This window comes from [Clostridium] celerecrescens 18A, from assembly GCF_002797975.1.
Classification (GTDB): domain Bacteria; phylum Bacillota; class Clostridia; order Lachnospirales; family Lachnospiraceae; genus Lacrimispora; species Lacrimispora celerecrescens.
Genome location: NZ_PGET01000001.1, coordinates 2,471,511 through 2,489,191, shown reverse-complemented (window position 1 = coordinate 2,489,191; position 17,681 = coordinate 2,471,511). Strand labels below are relative to the sequence as shown.

Annotated in this window: 19 protein-coding genes; 17 read left to right on the top strand and 2 right to left on the bottom strand. The window is 39.5% G+C overall.

Going from position 1 to position 17,681, the window contains the following annotated elements; translation table 11 throughout:
* Positions 1–33 precede the first annotated feature (33 nt).
* On the top strand, positions 34–1,497 hold the full coding sequence (locus H171_RS11525; RefSeq protein ID WP_207655186.1) for an ABC transporter substrate-binding protein: 1,464 nt from the start codon (positions 34–36) through the stop codon (positions 1,495–1,497).
* Positions 1,498–1,558: 61 nt separating this feature from the next.
* Here the strand turns inward: H171_RS11525 and H171_RS11520 are convergent, their stop codons facing one another.
* On the bottom strand, positions 1,559–1,954 hold the full coding sequence (locus H171_RS11520; protein WP_100305275.1) for a RidA family protein: 396 nt from the start codon (positions 1,952–1,954) through the stop codon (positions 1,559–1,561).
* A 426-nt stretch (positions 1,955–2,380) separates the two neighbouring features.
* On the bottom strand, positions 2,381–2,980 hold the full coding sequence (locus H171_RS11515) for a TetR/AcrR family transcriptional regulator (RefSeq protein ID WP_100305274.1): 600 nt from the start codon (positions 2,978–2,980) through the stop codon (positions 2,381–2,383).
* Between the two features lie 174 nt (positions 2,981–3,154).
* Here H171_RS11515 and H171_RS11510 point away from each other — a divergent pair, with 174 nt between their 5' ends.
* The 16 genes from H171_RS11510 (at position 3,155) to H171_RS11435 (ending at position 17,677) form a co-directional block, all read left to right on the top strand.
* On the top strand, positions 3,155–4,426 hold the full coding sequence (locus H171_RS11510; RefSeq protein WP_100305273.1) for an aconitase X: 1,272 nt from the start codon (positions 3,155–3,157) through the stop codon (positions 4,424–4,426).
* Between the two features lie 2 nt (positions 4,427–4,428).
* Complete coding sequence (locus H171_RS11505; protein ID WP_100305272.1) at positions 4,429–4,869, top strand: aconitase X swivel domain-containing protein; 441 nt, start codon at positions 4,429–4,431, stop codon at positions 4,867–4,869.
* 22 nt (positions 4,870–4,891) lie between these two features.
* Positions 4,892–6,880 (top strand): FAD-dependent oxidoreductase, encoded by a 1,989-nt coding sequence (locus H171_RS11500; RefSeq protein WP_100305271.1) that lies wholly within the window; start codon positions 4,892–4,894, stop codon positions 6,878–6,880.
* A 216-nt stretch (positions 6,881–7,096) separates the two neighbouring features.
* Positions 7,097–7,441 carry a BMC domain-containing protein gene (locus H171_RS11495; RefSeq protein WP_100305270.1) on the top strand — a complete coding sequence of 115 codons (345 nt, stop codon included), beginning with the start codon at positions 7,097–7,099 and terminating at the stop codon, positions 7,439–7,441.
* A gap of 16 nt (positions 7,442–7,457) precedes the next feature.
* The gene (locus H171_RS11490) at positions 7,458–7,898 is read left to right on the top strand and encodes a EutP/PduV family microcompartment system protein (protein WP_100305269.1); all 441 of its coding nucleotides are present in this window, start codon (positions 7,458–7,460) and stop codon (positions 7,896–7,898) included.
* A 1-nt stretch (position 7,899) separates the two neighbouring features.
* On the top strand, positions 7,900–8,478 hold the full coding sequence (locus tag H171_RS11485; RefSeq protein WP_100305268.1) for a cob(I)yrinic acid a,c-diamide adenosyltransferase: 579 nt from the start codon (positions 7,900–7,902) through the stop codon (positions 8,476–8,478).
* Between the two features lie 22 nt (positions 8,479–8,500).
* Positions 8,501–9,640 carry a 1-propanol dehydrogenase PduQ gene (locus H171_RS11480; RefSeq protein WP_100305267.1) on the top strand — a complete coding sequence of 380 codons (1,140 nt, stop codon included), beginning with the start codon at positions 8,501–8,503 and terminating at the stop codon, positions 9,638–9,640.
* Positions 9,641–9,664: 24 nt separating this feature from the next.
* On the top strand, positions 9,665–10,006 hold the full coding sequence (locus H171_RS11475) for a BMC domain-containing protein (protein ID WP_038282876.1): 342 nt from the start codon (positions 9,665–9,667) through the stop codon (positions 10,004–10,006).
* Positions 10,007–10,034: 28 nt separating this feature from the next.
* Positions 10,035–11,465, top strand: a complete 1,431-nt coding sequence (eutA, locus tag H171_RS11470) for an ethanolamine ammonia-lyase reactivating factor EutA (RefSeq protein WP_100305266.1) — start codon at positions 10,035–10,037, stop codon at positions 11,463–11,465.
* 19 nt (positions 11,466–11,484) lie between these two features.
* On the top strand, positions 11,485–12,864 hold the full coding sequence (locus H171_RS11465; protein ID WP_100305265.1) for an ethanolamine ammonia-lyase subunit EutB: 1,380 nt from the start codon (positions 11,485–11,487) through the stop codon (positions 12,862–12,864).
* Positions 12,864–13,769 carry an ethanolamine ammonia-lyase subunit EutC gene (gene eutC / locus H171_RS11460; RefSeq protein ID WP_100305264.1) on the top strand — a complete coding sequence of 302 codons (906 nt, stop codon included), beginning with the start codon at positions 12,864–12,866 and terminating at the stop codon, positions 13,767–13,769. Before H171_RS11465 ends, eutC begins: the two co-directional genes overlap by 1 nt.
* 32 nt (positions 13,770–13,801) lie before the next feature.
* Positions 13,802–14,455, top strand: coding sequence for an ethanolamine utilization microcompartment protein EutL (eutL, locus tag H171_RS11455; RefSeq protein WP_100305263.1), 654 nt, complete (start codon positions 13,802–13,804; stop codon positions 14,453–14,455).
* A gap of 11 nt (positions 14,456–14,466) precedes the next feature.
* The gene (locus H171_RS11450; protein ID WP_100305262.1) at positions 14,467–15,024 is read left to right on the top strand and encodes a BMC domain-containing protein; all 558 of its coding nucleotides are present in this window, start codon (positions 14,467–14,469) and stop codon (positions 15,022–15,024) included.
* On the top strand, positions 15,011–16,489 hold the full coding sequence (locus H171_RS11445; protein WP_100305261.1) for an acetaldehyde dehydrogenase (acetylating): 1,479 nt from the start codon (positions 15,011–15,013) through the stop codon (positions 16,487–16,489). Before H171_RS11450 ends, H171_RS11445 begins: the two co-directional genes overlap by 14 nt.
* Positions 16,490–16,547: 58 nt before the next feature.
* Positions 16,548–16,847 (top strand): BMC domain-containing protein, encoded by a 300-nt coding sequence (locus H171_RS11440; protein ID WP_013272190.1) that lies wholly within the window; start codon positions 16,548–16,550, stop codon positions 16,845–16,847.
* A 92-nt stretch (positions 16,848–16,939) separates the two neighbouring features.
* Positions 16,940–17,677, top strand: coding sequence for a hypothetical protein (locus tag H171_RS11435; protein ID WP_100305260.1), 738 nt, complete (start codon positions 16,940–16,942; stop codon positions 17,675–17,677).
* The last annotated feature ends 4 nt before the right edge of the window (positions 17,678–17,681 follow it).

Sequence of the window (17,681 nt, the reverse complement as noted above, 5' to 3'; positions counted from 1 at the left end):
AGGCTTAACATAAATCAAAAGGAGGGTATTGCAATGAAAAGACTATTTATAATGACAGCTGCCGTGATAATGGCAATCGGTTTACTTGGGGGATGCAGCAGTAAGGATGAATCGAAAGAAGGCACTAATACCGAAACCGTGACGATTCTTTATCCCGGTGATGAAAGTGATAGAATGTCAGAATTTATGAGTAATGAGTTTGCTGAGAAAATGAAAGAGGATTTAGGTATTAAGGTGGAAATGGTTTATACTCCATGGGACCAGTATTGGGAACAAAAAGATATCATGCTGGCCGCCCAGGAGCCCATCGACCTGTATTGGGACGGACTTCCTGATCTTGCCACCATTGTTAATAAGAAACAGGCTTCTGTTCTGAATGACTTAATTGACAAATATGGCCAGAATTTGTTAAAGGTGCTTCCCGAAGAGCAGTTAAAAGGGGCTACCATTAACGGAGAGGTTTATGGCATACCTTCCGCTTATGCACCTTCCTCCGGAATGTTTCAGATGGTATGTGTCCGCCAGGATATTCTGGAATCTTGTGGTATGACGGAGATTAAAACAACAGAGGATTTAAAATTATTTGCAGAAAAGGCAAAGAAATTGTATCCGGAAATGAAAGGGCCTGCAGACCCCATCTTTAAACCTCTGACCAGATATTTTGCCGATGAACAGCTAACCTGGTGCGCCAATGAAGATACCGTTGTATATGGTGATACCACAAATAAGGTGTATGATTACTATGAAACCGATGCTTTCAAGAAGGTTGCCCAGTATAACCGCCAGATGTATCATGAAGGCTTATATTCTGATGATCTGACGACCAAATACAATGAGAGGGATTCCCGTATGCAGACCGGCTTATACTTATGGGTAGAGGGCTCACTTGGCAAAGAAAATGAGATTATCAGCAGTGTGAAAGCAAATGCTCCAGATGCCAGATTAAAGAACTATATCCTGAAACCGGAGGAACCTCGCTATATCATAGCCACCGGCGGTGAAGTCCTTTGCATACCACAGACGGCACCCAATCCGGAAGGAGCAATGAAATTCATTGACTGGCTCTACTCTTCTCAGGATAATTACCTGATGGCTCTATACGGCGTGAAGGGGAAAGATTATGATATTGTTGACGGAAGAATTAAAAAGCTGGTGAATGATGAATTCTTCTATGAATGGATGTTCCGTAACAAGAATTATCAGTTATTTTCACCCGATATCGAGCAGAGTTACATTGATACCTATGAAAGCTGGGACGATAAGGCAGTCACCTCCAATATGCTTGGCTTCCGCTTCAATAACGAGAAGGTAAAGGTAATTGAGACAGCAATCAAAGAGGTGGCAGGAAAGCAGATGGCACCGATTCTTTACGGATTCGTAGATTTTGACACAGAATATCCCAAGGCTTTGGAAGCACTGAAAAAAGCAGGTATTGATGAATATGTGGCAGAGGTGCAAAAGCAGATGGATGAGTTCCAGGCTTCAAAGAATAAATAAAAAATACATAAGCCTTGTTCAATATGGAATGGAACAAGGCTTATGTATATCCAGGACTAAATTACTTTGCTGCCCATATTTCAATTTCTAATTTTATCTCTTCTAACCCTAAGGCATTTACATAGGCAACAGTCATTGAAGGGTAAGGCTTACCAAAAAAATCATCATATACTTTATCAAAGTAATCCCAGTCAATTTGTTCCGTTGACCATATATTGACCTTAATAACATTATCAGGTGTTAAATCGATACTCTTTAATAGATTTGATATATTTAAAAATGTATTGTCTACTTGTTGATTGAATTCTTCAGGAAAATTACCTTCCAAATCGGCTCCAACTTGACCAGAAAATGTGTAAAATGCTGCATTAGGCTCTATTTTTGTTATGTGAGTATAATTACCTACTGCTTTACTTACTCTTGACGAATTTAATCTACTAACTACATTATTATTCATTTTATTATAGACCTTTCTGTATTGGGATAAAATAATTTCTACCACTATATATTTTTATAATATAAAGTTATCCATTGATAGAAATTTATTTAACAAATACAGAGATGGAATATCTATTGTTTTCAATGCAGCTGGCATATATAAGTTTTTCCATTCCTACACCTCCTGTGACACAATTATAGGTATTAAAATGGAATTTGTCAATAAAACATACACAGATGATTGCGTTTGGTTCGTTTAGGATTTGTTTATCATCATTATAACTATATCCTGTTGCATTGAAGGAAAAACATTTTATTTAATGATGATCAACCCTTGAAGCATTAGACTGGAAGGTAAAAGAGCCGGAAACTAACTCCCTGTCAGTTTCTGGCTCACTTTTAAATTATATTTTGTTCTGATAAGGATAGTTCTTTGATGATCGTGTTAGACGGATAAAGGAGCCGTCAGCTTGTCCAGAACGAATATCAGATCCTTTTCTGCCTGTTTCATCAGATCGTAGGAATAATCGTTAAGACACCAGTCAATAATCACGCCCCGGTTGATTCGAATCAGAAAGGAAGTGAGCTCATGTACCGTCATATCGGTATGAATCATACCTTTTTCTAGCGCTTTTCCTGCCAGTTCTTCTACTGTCTGATAGTATTTTCTTACTGGCTTTACGGAATATTTCACATCCGTTGACAACTGAGCGATATACAGCTCTTTTGTCAGGTTGGCTGACTCTTCCATAACAAATTTTGTCTGGTGCAGCAATATGAATTTTATGTCTTCTACGGGATTGTGGAATTCATAGTTCTGCAGCAGAAGATCCAAAGCATCGTCGTACAGGGCGAAGCCCTTGTTGATCATCTCTTCCTTGGAACTAAAATGATGATAAAAAGCTCCGGTAGAGATACCGGCTTCCTGGCATAGCTGCCGGATGCTCATGTTGTGATACCCTTTTTTTTGAATTAAATTCAAGGCGACCCGTATGATGTTATTTTTTGTCTGGGCGGCCTGCTCGTCTCTTTTCTTTCTTGCCATAAATGATTTTGCTCCAATTAAGTACTGTTTATCTAATCATAAACGTTTTTCAAAAAAAATGCAAGGTTTACTCATTGGACCTAATTGACAAAAGAATAACAAGGTGTTAATATTAACATAACAGCGTTCGGTTAAAATGCTTGTTGGAAACAAAATAAATGAAAGGAGAAGTTTATGAGATTAACAAACGAAGAGCAGGATATACTCAATGGCAAGCACGGAGATATTCTGCAAAAAACAATGGAAACACTTGTAAGGTACGGAGAAATGTATGACGCAGAGTGCCTTGTACCTTTGGATGGACCTGTGCATCTTGTGTGTTCCTTTGGAATGCCGGCCTTAAAGCCTCTGTCAAGAATTATGAAAGAGATGATTGATGCCGGAATCAGGACCATGCTGCCTTTCACGGCGGATCCGCAGCCTCTTGATTACGAGAATGTACCTGCTAACCAGCAGGAGAAGGAGATGTATCAACTGTTATATGGCACCCAGAAGGAATACGAGAGCATGCTGGTAAAGCTGGGAATGAAGGATGAAAATGCCTATACCTGCGCCTGTTATTTTGATGAGGTGGGCAACACTCCAAATTTCGGAGACAATCTGGCCTGGGCGGAATCCTCGGCGGTGGTTTATGCCAACTCTGTATTGGGAGCCCGGACAAACAGGACCTCTGGCGTAATGGAATTCTTCAGCGGGATTATCGGAAAGACGCCGAAATTCGGATTCATGACCGACGAAGGAAGAAATGCTGACTGGATCATAGAACTTAAAACAACCAAAATTCCTCGTCCACAGATTCTGGGAAGCGCCATCGGAATGAAGGTAGTGGAAAAGGTACCATACATAAAAGGTTTGGATCAGTTTCTGGGAACTGAAATGACTCCGGCGGTAAAGGACTACTTAAAGGATATGGGAGCCGCAACTGCATCGAACGGTGCGGTAGCGCTTTACCATGCGGAAAACTTAACACCGGAGGCGAAGAAATACGGAGAAGAACTGATCAGAGAGAATGCGTCCGTTTATGTCATCGATGATGCGGAGCTGGAGAGAGTGGTAAGCTCCTATCCGGTCCTTTGGGCAGATTTAAACGCGAAACCTGACAGGGCATTTATCGGATGTCCCCATGCATCCTTTAACCAGCTGACAGAATGGACCGAAATCTTTGAACAGGCTCTTAAGAAGAGCGGACAGGACAAAATCGTGGTAGATACCATCATAACCAGTGCACCGGATGTCATCGCAAGATTCAGAGGGACAGAGTATTATGACCGGCTTCTGAAAACAGGAGTGAAGGTGTCTCACATCTGTCCTTTGATGTACATGTCAAATCCGCTTTGTGCAAAAAAACCGATTATTACAAATTCAAATAAACTGAGAACTTATTCCTCCGCACGGTACGTAGACGACCAGGAGCTTGTAAATCTTGTAGTAAAGGGAGGTTTTTAGCAATGGATAAATTTCAGGGTAGAGCAGTCATACCGGGACAGGTCAGAGGAAACGCTATGGTGTCCAAAAAGGGATTCAATGTGCTTTCATCCTATATGGGGGCGCTGGTATCAAACGGGAAACAGACACTGTGTACTGACCAGAACAATCCGGACCTGTTTCAGAAGGATCTTTCCGGAGCCATCCTGTGCATTCCTCAGGTGATCGGTTCCACTACGGCGGGTATGCTGATTCAGACCGTCGCAGCTATGGGGATTCAACCGAAAGCAATGCTATTTTCAGCAACAGCCGAGTCCCTGGCGATCTCGGGTGTTCTGCTGGCGGATATTTGGGAAAACACAAAGATCGTTACGGTTGATGGGCTGGGTGATCGCTTCCTGGAGTCGGTTCAGGAGGGGCAGACGGTTGAAGTCGCGGAAGATGGCGCTGTAACATTATTTTAATGGAGAGAAATGGAGGAAAGGCATGAGTACAAATTACAAAGAGCTTTTTGAGCCTGCATATATCGGGAAAGTACAAATAAAAAACAAATTGTCCATGGCACCAATGGGGCCTGTCGGATATGCCGATGCACTGGGAGCTATGAACCAAAGGCTGCAGGAGTATTATGTGGAACGGGCTAAGGGTGGAATCGGATTGATTATTACTGGAATCTGTAGTGTGGACCTGGATATTGAAGGTATGGTCAGACCGGGCCTCCCATGTCCGACTCAGAATCCTCTGGCTTTTATTCATGAAGCGTATCAGATGAATGAAAGAATCCATACATACGGCACAAAGATTTTTCTTCAGCTCACCGGAGGTCTTGGGAGAAGTGCATTGCCCGGATTTGCTACCAAGTTTATCGCTCCGTCGGAGAATGAAAACAGATTTGATCCCCGAATCAAGCACCGGGAAATGACGATTGAAGAAATCAAGAACATGATTCAGAAATTTGTCATGTCTGCAGTGGTTGCGAAAAAAGCTGGATTTGACGGCGTAGAGATCCATGCGGTTCATGAAGGATATCTCCTGGACCAGTTTGCCATCGCCCTTTTCAACCGAAGAACGGACGAATACGGCGGCTCGTTGGAAAACCGGCTGAGGGTTGCAACGGACATTGTGAAAGGGATCAAAGCGGCCTGTGGACCTGACTTCCCTGTCAGCCTTCGCTACAGCCTGAAAAGCTGCATGAAGGGAATCCGTCGCGGCGGACTGCCGGGCGAAGACTATGAAGAAGCTGGAAAGGATATCGAAGAAGGGATCGAAGCTGCTAAAATTCTGGTGGCAGCAGGCTATGACGCATTGAATGTGGATGCGGGAACCTACGATTCCTGGTATTGGAATCATCCGCCGATGTATTTTGAAGATGGTATGTACCGTGAATTTGGCAGACTTGTAAAGCAGAACGTAGATGTTCCTGTTATTCTGGCCGGAAGAATGGAAAATCCGGAGATTGCAATAGAAGCCCTCGGCGATTCCTGCGACATCATCGGACTTGGAAGACAGCTTTTAACCGATCCGTATTATCCGGAAAAGGTGAGAACTGGAAGGCTTGATGAAATCAGGCCGTGCCTCGGCTGCCATGAAGGCTGCCTGGGTAGAATTTCAAACGCTCCTGTGAGCTGTGCTGTGAATCCGGCCTGCGGAAGAGAAAAAATTTACGGACTCGTACCGGCCAATAAGAAGAAGCATGTACTTGTTATTGGAGGCGGCATAGCAGGAATGGAAGCGGCAAGAGTGCTGGCTGAAAGGGGACACCGCGTTACTCTGTGTGAAAAGAGCGGCAGCCTTGGAGGAAATTTAATTCCGGGAAGTGTTCCTCATTTCAAACGCTATGACAGAGCCCTGGTCAAGTGGTATCAGAGACAGCTTGAGCTTCTGAATGTGGAAGTCAAGATGAACTGTGAGATTACTGCAGAAAATATATCCAGATTCAAGTCGGATGAAATCATTACGGCAACCGGTTCGAAGCCGATCCAGAGCAAGTTTGGATCGGAGGCTTTTGTGACTACCGCAGATGATATCCTTCTTGGAAAAGCAGAGGCGGGAATAAATGTCGTTGTAATCGGCGGTGGATTGGTTGGATGTGAAACTGCTCTATGGCTTGCACAGAACGGTACCAAGGTTACAGTCATCGAAATGCTGAAAGACATTCTGGGAGGACACGGTGCGCTTCCGCATATGAATCATGATATGCTAGTGGATCTGCTGGCATTCCATGAGGTGGATATCTATACAAGCAGTACTGTGAAGAGTATAGAGGGGGGTAAGGTGACTGCGGAAACCCCGGAAGGAGAACGTTCATTCCTGGCGGATACGGTTATTTCGGCCATCGGCTACCGCGAGAATCATGCATTGTATGATGAACTGAAGGATTTGGATATACCTGTCCACAATATTGGAGATTCCCAGAAGGTACATAATATTATGTATTCCATCTGGAATTCATACGAGCTTGCCAGAGAACTGTAACTCGTTAATAGTTCGTAAATAGAATAAATTTTATACAGCGCCTTCTGATTTCATAGGAAATCAGAAGGCGCTTTTTTCTGCATTTTAAGTTGACCATAGTGAAATAAAAATAAAAAAATTCTAAGAGACTAGAATTTGTTAATAAAGTACATAATATGGCAATAAAAGCAAAGAATATAATGTGTGTTATGCTTTCACTATGAAATGAGGGGCTATATGAATGTATTAGAAAGAAAAATATTTGAATCGGTACCAGGTAAACAAGTGACATTAGCACATATTATAGCAAGTCCCGATGATCGAATCTTTGAGAAATTAGGTTTGAATGAAGAAAAGTATCAAGCAATTGGTATTTTAACCATAACCCCACCAGAGGTTGCAATCATCGCTGTAGATATAGCTAAAAAGACTGCACCTGTTAAAATAGGATTCGTTGACAGGTTCAGTGGGTCTGTAATTATCCTGGGGGATGTGGCAGCTGTACAATCTGCTATAGAACAGGTTGTTATTTATTTAAGCGAATTTATGCAGTTTTCTGTCCCCAAAGTAACGAGAACATAATAGGTAGGTATAGAAAGTGAAGAAAATTATGTTAATTGGATCAGTTGGGAGTGGGAAAACCACCCTTTGCCAAAGGATTCAAGGAGAGATGATTAAATATAAAAAGACTCAAGCAGTTGAATTCTATTCTCAGATGATAGACACACCGGGTGAGTTTGTATTGCATAGAAGATTCTATAGCGCGTTACAAATGATGGCTGCAAGTTCAGATATCATTGGATTCATATGTAGCGTGACAGAGCAAAGCCAGACATTTTCGCCCTATTTTGCACAAAACTTTACAAAACCATGTATAGGAATTATTACAAAGATCGATCTGGCATCAAACGAAGAGGCTATTATAAACGCTGAGAAAAGATTAGAGTTAGCAGGTGTTGAGAAAATTTTTCGTCTCTCTGCTGTTGAAGATAAAGGAGTAGCAGAGTTGATAGCCTATCTTTCTAAGGAGGAATCATAAATTGCAAATTTATACTAGGACAGGTGATAAAGGATACACTAGGATAATCGGTGGCATGAAATTAGCAAAAGATAGTGAACGTATTAAAGCATATGGAACGATTGACGAATTAAATAGTTTTGTAGGCTATGCTATTACACTTATAAAAAACAATGATTCTTTGAAAAAGGAATTAACGCAGATCCAGCAGTGTTTGTTTGATTGTGGCAATGATTTAGCAACGCCGAATGGAAAAGGAACCTACCGAGTTACATCTGCTTTAACAGAGTGGATTGAAAAATGTATTGATGCACATGTAGATATTCCTCCAGAAGTTGAGTCTTTTATTTTGCCAGGTGGCTCTCAAGCAGCAAGTATTTTGCATATTTGCAGAACAATTGCCAGGAGAGCGGAAAGAGAAATAGTAACGTTCCAATGGACGAATGATATGAATGAAGAAGTTTTGATATTTGTTAATCGCCTATCAGATTACTTTTTCTCCGTAGCACGTGTTGCGAATGTAAACGAAGGCATAAAAGATGTGCTTTATGAAAGAAGTGGAAAGGTATTCCATATAGATTTAAAAAAAGAAGATTTATAAATTTAGAAAGGAGGAGTTTGCTATGCAAGAAATAAAATTCGGAACAACCTTGTACGTTGGTGAAGATAGCCTGAAACGATTATCAGATTTCAAGAATGAAAAGATTTTGATAGTAACAGATTCTTTTATTGCTTCATCAGAGTTACTTTCACATATTAAAAGTTATATTGATAGCAGCACTGAAACAATGGAGTTTTCTGAAGTTATTCCAGATCCCCCAATTGATAACATTGTTGCTGGGTTAGAATCCAGCAAAGGTTTTCCAGCCACAATTTTATTAGCAATAGGTGGTGGCTCTGCGATCGATGCAGCAAAAGCTATGCTCTATTTTGGCAAATTGACTGATCGGTTTCGTGGGATACGATTTGTTACGATTCCTACAACAAGTGGAACGGGTTCAGAGGTTACGAATTTTTCGATTATTACTGATGCTGAAAAGGGAACAAAATATCCTATGGTTACGGATCAAATATTGCCAGATGAGGCTATTTTAGATTCTGGTCTTGTTGTAGGTTTACCACCGAAGCAAACTGCTGATACGGGTATTGATGTTCTTACCCACGCAATAGAAGCTTATGTTTCCACGAAAGCCAATGATATCTCTGATGCTTTAAGTGAAAAAGCCATATGCTATGTATTCACTTATTTAGAGAGAGCTTATAAAGATGGAAATGATAAAGTTGCGCGTGAAAAAATGCATATAGCATCAACAATGGCTGGAATGGCCTTTAATTTAGCCTCACTAGGGTTAAACCATGGGATAGCACATGCTGCAGGAGCACGCTGGCATATTCCGCATGGAAGAATCAATGGTATCTTGTTACCCAATATTATTCGTTATAATGCAGGAATTATTGAAGGAAACTACAGCAAGAATACTACCCCTGCTGCAAGTCGTTATTCTAAAATATCTAAATTCTTAGGATTAAATGCTGGAAATCCACAAATGGGTGTACGAAGTTTAGTTAACGCAATCCTTTCGCTTGAGAAGGCACTTTCCATTCCAAAGAGTCTTTCTGAATGGGGGGTGAACAAGGATCAATTTGAATTAGATAAAAATGTAATAGCAGAAGCTGCTCTTGCAGATCGTTGTACAGCAACAAACCCTATCGTTCCAACGAAAGAGGATATAATTAGCGTTCTAGGGAAATCATTTATATAAATTATGATTAAATGAGGTGATTACTTGGAGGTAAATGAGAGAATTATACAGGAATATGTTCCTGGTAAACAAATCACCGTTGCACATGTTATTGCAAAACCTGATGCAGAATTATATCAAAAAATTGGGATACAATCTGAAAATGAAGCAGTCGGTATTTTAACGATAACACCAAGTGAAGCAGCGATTATCGTAGTCGATATAGCAACAAAAGCCGCTGAAGTTGAAATTGGTTTTGTTGACAGATTTTCAGGTGCAGTGGTTATCATTGGGGATGTTTCCTCGGTTAAGATTGCTTTAGAAAACATTTTAAAAACGATGGAAAGTCTTTTAGATTTTACAGTTGTACCTTTATCTAGCACTTAATGAAACATATTCAAAGGGAGTAGATAAGATGACTGAAACGTTATTAAGCGTTGGTATCGATATTGGAACATCAACAACACAATTAATTTTATCAGAGCTTTCAATTGAAAATATAGCATCAGTTTTTACAATTCCAAGGGTTTCCATTAAGGATAAAAAGGTGATATTTAAGAGTGATATTATCTTTACTCCTATATTAGAAAACAATCTAATTGATTCAGATGGTATAAAAGCATTTGTAGAGCAGCAATATAAAAAAGCAGGTATTACAAAATCAGATATTCAGACCGGGGCTGTCATTATAACTGGGGAAACAGTTCGAAAGGAGAATGCCCAGGCAGTTGCTAAAGCTTTAAGTGGTTTTGCTGGAGATTTTGTTGTGGCAACGGCTGGACCTGATTTAGAAAGTATTATCGCTGGTAAAGGAGCAGGGACTTTCTCATATTCTGAAAGTCAATACACAACGGCGGTAAACTTTGATATAGGAGGGGGGACAACAAATCTAGCAGTATTTAACGATGGAGATGTTGAGGATACGGCTTGCTTTGATATTGGAGGCCGCTTGATAAAGGTGGATATAAATGAAATCATTCGTTATATTTCACCCAAAGTAAATGAAATTATTAAAAGAGAAGCTTTAGATATTCACCTAGATGAAAAGATAAATCTTAAGGAATTAGATAAACTCTTAGATATATTTGTACAAGTACTGGAAAATAGCATTGGATTAGGTAATAAGAGTCCTTATTTTGACTTGCTGATAACCAACAAACCATTGAACACAAAGCTTCAAATTAAATGTATATCATTTTCAGGTGGAGTTGCAGATGGTATTACAAAAGAAAATTTACAAAATCCGTTTGAGTATGGTGATATTGGACTTTTGTTAGGTAAGAAAATAAGTGGTTCCCTTCTTATGACTGCCCTTAAGCTGATTCCAACAGCAGAAACGATTCGTGCAACAGTAGTAGGAGCAGGATCACACACTACTGATGTTTCCGGGAGTACAATCACCTATAAAGAGGATATACTTCCGCTTAAGAATATCCCCATACTACAGTTATCGAAAGATGATGAAAGTGCCAATAATAGTGGGAATTTAGGGAGCATTATTGAAGAAAAAGTAAAATGGTTTATGGTAGATGGAGAAGTACAAACAATTGGATTAGGGATAGAAGGTGCGCATAGCCCTTCCTTCCAGTTTATTCAGGGACTGGCAAAAGAAATGATAAAAGGTTTGGATTTGTTGATTAAGGAGAAATTGCCACTTGTTATTATAGTAAAAGAAGATATGGCAAAAGCATTAGGACAAAGTCTTTATGCACATCTGCCTAAAGATTATCCTTTTGTATGTATTGATAGTGTTCATGTACGAAATGGAGATTATATCGATATCGGAATGCCGATAGCAGAAGGCTCTGTTTTACCAGTAATCGTAAAGACATTAGTATTTAATTAATGATAAAAGGAGTTGCACAATGATTTTAAAAACAAAACTTTTTGGCAAGACCTATCAATTTTCGTCTGTAATGGAAGTTATGGGGAAGGCAAATGAAGAAAAATCGGGGGATAAATTAGCTGGAGTTGCAGCAGGCAGCGCGGAAGAAAGAGTTGCAGCTAAAGTTGTCCTATCACACTTAACGCTTTCAGATTTATTTAACAATCCTGCTGTGCCATATGAAAAGGATGAGGTTACACGCATTATTATTGATCATGTGAATCTCAGAACTTATGAAAAGATCAAAAATTGGACAGTGGCTGAATTAAGAGAATGGATTTTAGACTGCAATACGACAAACTATGACATTCATCGAATATCAAATGGTTTAACTTCTGAAATGGTTGCAGCAGTTGCTAAGATTATGTCCAACCTGGATTTAATAGTAGGTGCTCAGAAGATCATAGTAACAAAGACTGCGAATACGACAATTGGTATCCCGGGAACTTTTTCAACTCGTCTGCAGCCAAATCATACGACTGACAATGTGGACGGTATCATGGCTTCCGTTATGGAAGGTCTATCTATGGGATCTGGTGATGCAGTTATAGGTCTGAACCCAGTAGACGACACAACAGAAAGTGTAAAGCGTATTCTTCATAAATTCAATGATTTTATTAATGAGTGGGAAATACCAACACAACATGTTGTTTTAGCTCACGTAGCCACTCAGATGGAAGCAATGGAACAAGGAGCACCAACAGGATTGGTATTCCAATCAATTGCAGGATCTGAAAAAGGAAATACAGCTTTTGGAATTACGGCTAAGATGCTTTCAGAAGCAAAGGACATGGCTTTGAAGCTAGGTACGGCAGTTGGTCCAAATGTTATGTACTTTGAGACGGGACAAGGTTCTGAGCTTTCTTCCGATGCTCATAATGGTGTGGATCAGCTGACGATGGAAGCCAGATGTTATGGATTTGCAAAATATTTTGATCCATTCATTGTTAATACAGTTGTTGGATTTATTGGACCAGAATATTTGTATGACTCCAAGCAGGTGATCCGTGCAGGTCTGGAGGATCATTTTATGGGGAAATTAACTGGTATTTCTATGGGTTGCGATGTTTGTTACACGAATCATATGAAGGCAGATCAAAATGATGCTGAGAACTTAACAGTTTTACTTGCAACAGCTGGTGTAAACTTTATTATGTCTATTCCAAATGGTGATGATATTATGTTGAATTATCAAACCACAGGGTACCAAGAAGGTGCTTCCATTAGAGAATTATTAAACAAACGAACAATAAAAGAATTTGACCAATGGTTAGAAAAAATGGGGTTCAGCGAAAATGGACATTTAACTTCCAAAGCTGGCGATGCATCTGTATTTTTGAAGCAGAGGAGGGGTAACTAATGGACGAATTAAACTTAAAAGAAATGATTAAATCGATATTAAATGAAATGGTAAATGAAGTACCGCCAGTTACAAATGGTCCATCAAAAGAAGCAACTGTTAACACCAAGCAACCTGCTAAGTCCTGTGTAGTGGAAGAAGGATTTATACCAGATATTACAGAAGTAGATATCCGCAAGCAATTTTTAGTTCCAAATGCAGCAGATAAAGAAGGCTATTTAAAAATGAAGTCCTATACACCAGCTCGCTTGGGATTGTGGAGGACAGGTACAAGATATTTGACGGAGCCTAGCCTTCGATTCCGTGCTGACCATGCGGCTGCCCAGGATGCTGTATTCTCCTATGTGAAAGAAGATTTAATTAAAGAGATGGGATTTGTAGAGGTTGCTACAGAATGCAAGGATAAAGACGAATATGTTACACGTCCGGACTTAGGCCGTAAGTTTTCAAATGAAGCAATAAATACAATAAAAAATGCTGTGAAACCAAATCAGAAAGTTCAGGTTATTGTTGGTGATGGTTTAAGTTCCGCAGCAATCGAGGCAAATATTAAAGATGTCTTACCTTCTTTACAACAAGGATTAAAGATGTTTGGACTTGACTTTGGACAGGTTGTTTTTATAAAACATTGCCGCGTCCCGGCTATGGATCCAATTGGTGAAGCAACAGGAGCTGAAGTCGTCTGTCTTTTTATCGGAGAAAGACCAGGCCTTGTTACAGCAGAATCTATGAGTGCATATATCGCTTATAAACCAACCATTGGTATGCCGGAAGCTAGAAGAACAGTAGTTTCCAATATTCACAGACAAGGAACCCCGGCAGTAGAAGCAGGAGCATATATTGCTGAAATTATCAAGAGAATGTTAGATAAAAAAGTGTCTGGGTTAGATTTGAAAGAAAAATAATAAACCGTTTGATTTAAAAAGGAGGTTTCCTAATGAAAAACGAACGATTAGGTGCAAATGTTCTAAGTGTAAAAATCATTCCAAATGTTGATGATGGATTGGCAAAAGAATTAAAATTAGCATCAAATCAAAAAAGTCTAGGAATTATTACTTCTGATTCTGATGATGTAACCTATGTGGCATTAGATGAAGCAACGAAGGCATCCGATGTAGCAGTTGTATATGCAAGAAGTATGTATGCAGGAGCTGCGAATGCTTCTACAAAATTAGCAGGAGAAGTTATCGGAATTTTAGCCGGTCCAAGCCCGGCAGAGGTACGAAGCGGCCTGGATCGTGCGATTGAGGTAATAAATAATGAAGCCAGCTTCTATAGTGCAAATGAGGATAACTCAATCATCTATTTTGCCCATTGTGTATCGAGAACTGGTTCTTATCTTTCCAAAGGAGCAAATGTGAAAGAAGGAGAGGCCATTGCTTATTTAATAGCACCACCGCTTGAAGCAATGGTAGCTATCGATTCGGCTTTAAAAGCTGCTGATGTAAAAATGAGTGTATTTTATGGACCGCCATCTGAAACAAACTTTGCTGGAGCATTACTGACAGGGTCCCAATCTGCTTGCAGATCAGCATGTGAATCATTTGCTAAAGCTGTTGAAGCCGTTGCTGACAACCCAACTAGTTATTAGGCGGCGTTATTATGGCTAAAGCTTTAGGTTTAATTGAAGTACGTGGTAAATTAGGAGCAATCCTGGCAGCAGATGCAGCTGTAAAGGAGGCAAATGTTATTCTGCTTGGAAGTGAAACGATCCGTGGAGGATTGACAACAATTCATATTATTGGAGATATAGCGGCTGTAAAAGCAGCGATTAAGGCAGGTGAAGTTGCTGTGGCAAATAAGAATTGTCTAATCAGCAGTCATGTTATCCCACGCTTGGATGACCAAGTTGAGCAGATGTTGATGAAATCATTTGGTAAAAAGAAAGGTAATCCTTCGGAATCAAATGAATTTAATGAATCAAATGAATCAAATGAATCAAATGAATCAAATCAACCGATTGTAGAAGAAACAGAGAAAGATGTTGATTCATCCTTTGACAAAAAACAGCTGGAAAATATGAGAGTGACCGATTTACGTTCACTTGCATATAAATCAAATCTTTCTACCATAAAGAAGTCAGAAATTAAATCTGCTAACAAAGCAGTGCTTATTGAAACATTGCTGGATAAAGGAGTTAAGCATAATGGGATTGATTGATAAAGATCTTGTTTCAGTTCAAGAAACCAGGGATTTACTGAAAAAAGCAAAAGAAGCGCAGATAGAAATAGCCAAGTTATCTCAAGAAGAAATCGACACCATTTGTAAGGCTATGGCAAAAGCAGCTTTTGACAATCGTTTGAAGCTGGCTAAAATGGCACAAGAAGAAACCGGGTTTGGAAAATGGCAGGACAAGGTCCTTAAAAATGCCTTTGCATCAAGAGATTTATTAAACTCGATAAAAGATATGAAGACAGTAGGCATAATCACAAACAATATAGAAGCAAAATATATGGAAGTAGCGGTTCCTGTTGGAGTCGTGGCAGGTCTTATTCCTTCAACAAATCCGACGTCAACAGTTATCTACAAGGCACTAATAAGCATTAAGGCAGGAAATGCGATTGTATTTTCACCTCATCCAAGTGCATTAAATTGTATCAAGGAAACAGTCCGCATCATAAATGAAGCAGGAAAAAGCGTTGGCTTACCGGAGGGCGCTATTAGTGTAATTACAACAGTAACAACACAGGCAACAAATGAATTAATGAAAAATGAAAATACAAATTTAATTCTTGCTACTGGTGGTTCTGCAATGGTTCGTGCGGCATATTCCTCCGGAACACCGGCAATTGGGGTAGGGCCTGGGAATGGACCTGCATTTATAGAACGCAGTGCAGATATCCCGAAAGCAGTTGCGTTTATTCTTGAATCTAAGACATTTGATAATGGCACTATTTGTGCATCGGAACAGTCTATTATTGTTGAAGAAATCAGTAGGGAAAAAGTGATTTCGGAATTCAAGAGACAAGGTGGTTATTTCCTATCAAAAAATGATGCACTAAAGCTTGAAAAGTATATTCTACGGCCAAACGGTACAATGAATCCTAAGATCGTTGGAAGGACGGCACAGGTTATTGCTGAATTAGCTGGTATTTCTGTACCAGAAGATGCAAAAGTTCTTATTGCCGAAGAAACACGTGTTGGTGATCTTGCACCTTTTTCAAGGGAAAAATTAACACCAATATTAGCCTTCTATACGGTAAATACTTGGGATGAAGCCCGCGATTTAAGCATCAAGATTTTAAACTTTGAAGGTGCAGGACACACGATGGTTATTCACACAGCTAACAATAAAATTATAGAAGATTTTGCCTTAAAAGTACCGGTTTCGCGATTACTTATAAACTGTTCGGCTACATTAGGCGGAATCGGAGCAACGACTAACCTTAGACCTGCATTGACCCTAGGTTGTGGAGCTATAGGAGGAAGTTCTACTTCTGACAATGTTGGCCCACAGAATTTATTTAATCTTCGCCGGGTCGTTTATGGCGTTAGGACATTAGATGAAATACGTGGAGAAGATAGATTTGAAGATTCTAGTGGGAAAGCTGTTGAAGACTTGGGACTGAATAAGGATCAATTAATCGATTTACTCGTTGAACGTGTTCTGCAAAAGCTAAAATAAGCAAGAGCAAAACAATCATTGATAACTAATTAAAAATATAATCTAGGAGGAAGATACAATGGCTAATACAAACGCATTGGGAATGATTGAAACAAAAGGATTGGTAGCTGCAGTAGAGGCAGCAGATGCAATGGTTAAAGCAGCAAATGTGACGTTAATTGGAAAAGAACAAGTAGGTGGCGGACTGGTAACAGTTATGGTTCGTGGGGATGTAGGAGCTGTTAAAGCTGCAACAGATGCTGGAGCCGCAGCAGCAGAAGCAGTTGGTGAATTAATATCTGTTCATGTAATTCCACGTCCGCATATGGAAGTAGATGTAATCCTGCCAAAATACGATTCACAGGCTTCGAACTCATGATGAACGCTTAAAGTTGCAAGATTTAAAGTGAGGCTGAGGCATAATAAAAGCGTATGCCCAGCCTTTTCTTTAGCGAGGGGAAGTGAGTACTAATGGCCATTTTAACGGAAAGTAAAATAAAAAGACTGCTACGTACGACGAACTTAAAAGAAACAAAATTCTTAGTTTTAGAGCCTGGGACTGTGATTACACCTTCTGCAAAAGAATATTTAAAGGATATTACAATTGAATATATGAAAATACCAGAAGCATCTGAAGCTAAGACACAAGAAGCAACCTTCCCAATGACCCAGTTGAACGTTAATGAACCCCAAAATGCAAAAAATATCCAAGATGTTTTAATAGTTAAAAATAGAAATGGACAAGTTATGTGGAAAAGTCACTTAACTTATCAATTTGGAATTAAAATTAATATTACAATAAGCCATATAGTGACTTTACAAAAGAAAAGTTATAGTATAGGAAATACGGAGCTGGTAGAGGCTTTAAATACTATCCTTATGGTAGTCAAGACAATAACAATGGAGACTTTAGCTTCATACAGGTTAGATCTGGTACAGGAAATTGAAAAGATGTTGGAAGATAAAAAGCCATACGTTGACAGTATATATCCGGAAGGTTCCTTTATTCCAACCTATAAAGATGAAGAATGTGTCATAGCTTTATTTGAGTTACATGCATATTTACAGGAATTAGAACACTTTATTGCAAAAGAAATGAAGGAAGGCCTGAAATTTGAGGATTATATAAAATGCATTTCCATAGCAACTACTTTGAAGGATTATTGTTGGGTTTTGATGGTGCAGATGAAAGAATATTCTGTAGAATAGGGGT

What these genes read in the sequence shown, in the direction of transcription:
- H171_RS11525 (WP_207655186.1), top strand. Translation starts at nt 34, where the DNA reads ATGAAAAGACTATTTATAATGACAGCTGCCGTGATAATGGCAATCGGT.
- H171_RS11495 (WP_100305270.1), top strand. Translation starts at nt 7,097, where the DNA reads ATGAATGTATTAGAAAGAAAAATATTTGAATCGGTACCAGGTAAACAA.
- H171_RS11440 (WP_013272190.1), top strand. Translation starts at nt 16,548, where the DNA reads ATGGCTAATACAAACGCATTGGGAATGATTGAAACAAAAGGATTGGTA.
- H171_RS11465 (WP_100305265.1), top strand. Translation starts at nt 11,485, where the DNA reads ATGATTTTAAAAACAAAACTTTTTGGCAAGACCTATCAATTTTCGTCT.
- H171_RS11505 (WP_100305272.1), top strand. Translation starts at nt 4,429, where the DNA reads ATGGATAAATTTCAGGGTAGAGCAGTCATACCGGGACAGGTCAGAGGA.
- H171_RS11480 (WP_100305267.1), top strand. Translation starts at nt 8,501, where the DNA reads ATGCAAGAAATAAAATTCGGAACAACCTTGTACGTTGGTGAAGATAGC.
- H171_RS11445 (WP_100305261.1), top strand. Translation starts at nt 15,011, where the DNA reads ATGGGATTGATTGATAAAGATCTTGTTTCAGTTCAAGAAACCAGGGAT.
- H171_RS11515 (WP_100305274.1), bottom strand. Translation starts at nt 2,980, where the DNA reads ATGGCAAGAAAGAAAAGAGACGAGCAGGCCGCCCAGACAAAAAATAAC.
- H171_RS11500 (WP_100305271.1), top strand. Translation starts at nt 4,892, where the DNA reads ATGAGTACAAATTACAAAGAGCTTTTTGAGCCTGCATATATCGGGAAA.
- eutA (WP_100305266.1), top strand. Translation starts at nt 10,035, where the DNA reads ATGACTGAAACGTTATTAAGCGTTGGTATCGATATTGGAACATCAACA.
- H171_RS11510 (WP_100305273.1), top strand. Translation starts at nt 3,155, where the DNA reads ATGAGATTAACAAACGAAGAGCAGGATATACTCAATGGCAAGCACGGA.
- H171_RS11450 (WP_100305262.1), top strand. Translation starts at nt 14,467, where the DNA reads ATGGCTAAAGCTTTAGGTTTAATTGAAGTACGTGGTAAATTAGGAGCA.
- eutL (WP_100305263.1), top strand. Translation starts at nt 13,802, where the DNA reads ATGAAAAACGAACGATTAGGTGCAAATGTTCTAAGTGTAAAAATCATT.
- H171_RS11435 (WP_100305260.1), top strand. Translation starts at nt 16,940, where the DNA reads ATGGCCATTTTAACGGAAAGTAAAATAAAAAGACTGCTACGTACGACG.
- H171_RS11520 (WP_100305275.1), bottom strand. Translation starts at nt 1,954, where the DNA reads ATGAATAATAATGTAGTTAGTAGATTAAATTCGTCAAGAGTAAGTAAA.
- eutC (WP_100305264.1), top strand. Translation starts at nt 12,864, where the DNA reads ATGGACGAATTAAACTTAAAAGAAATGATTAAATCGATATTAAATGAA.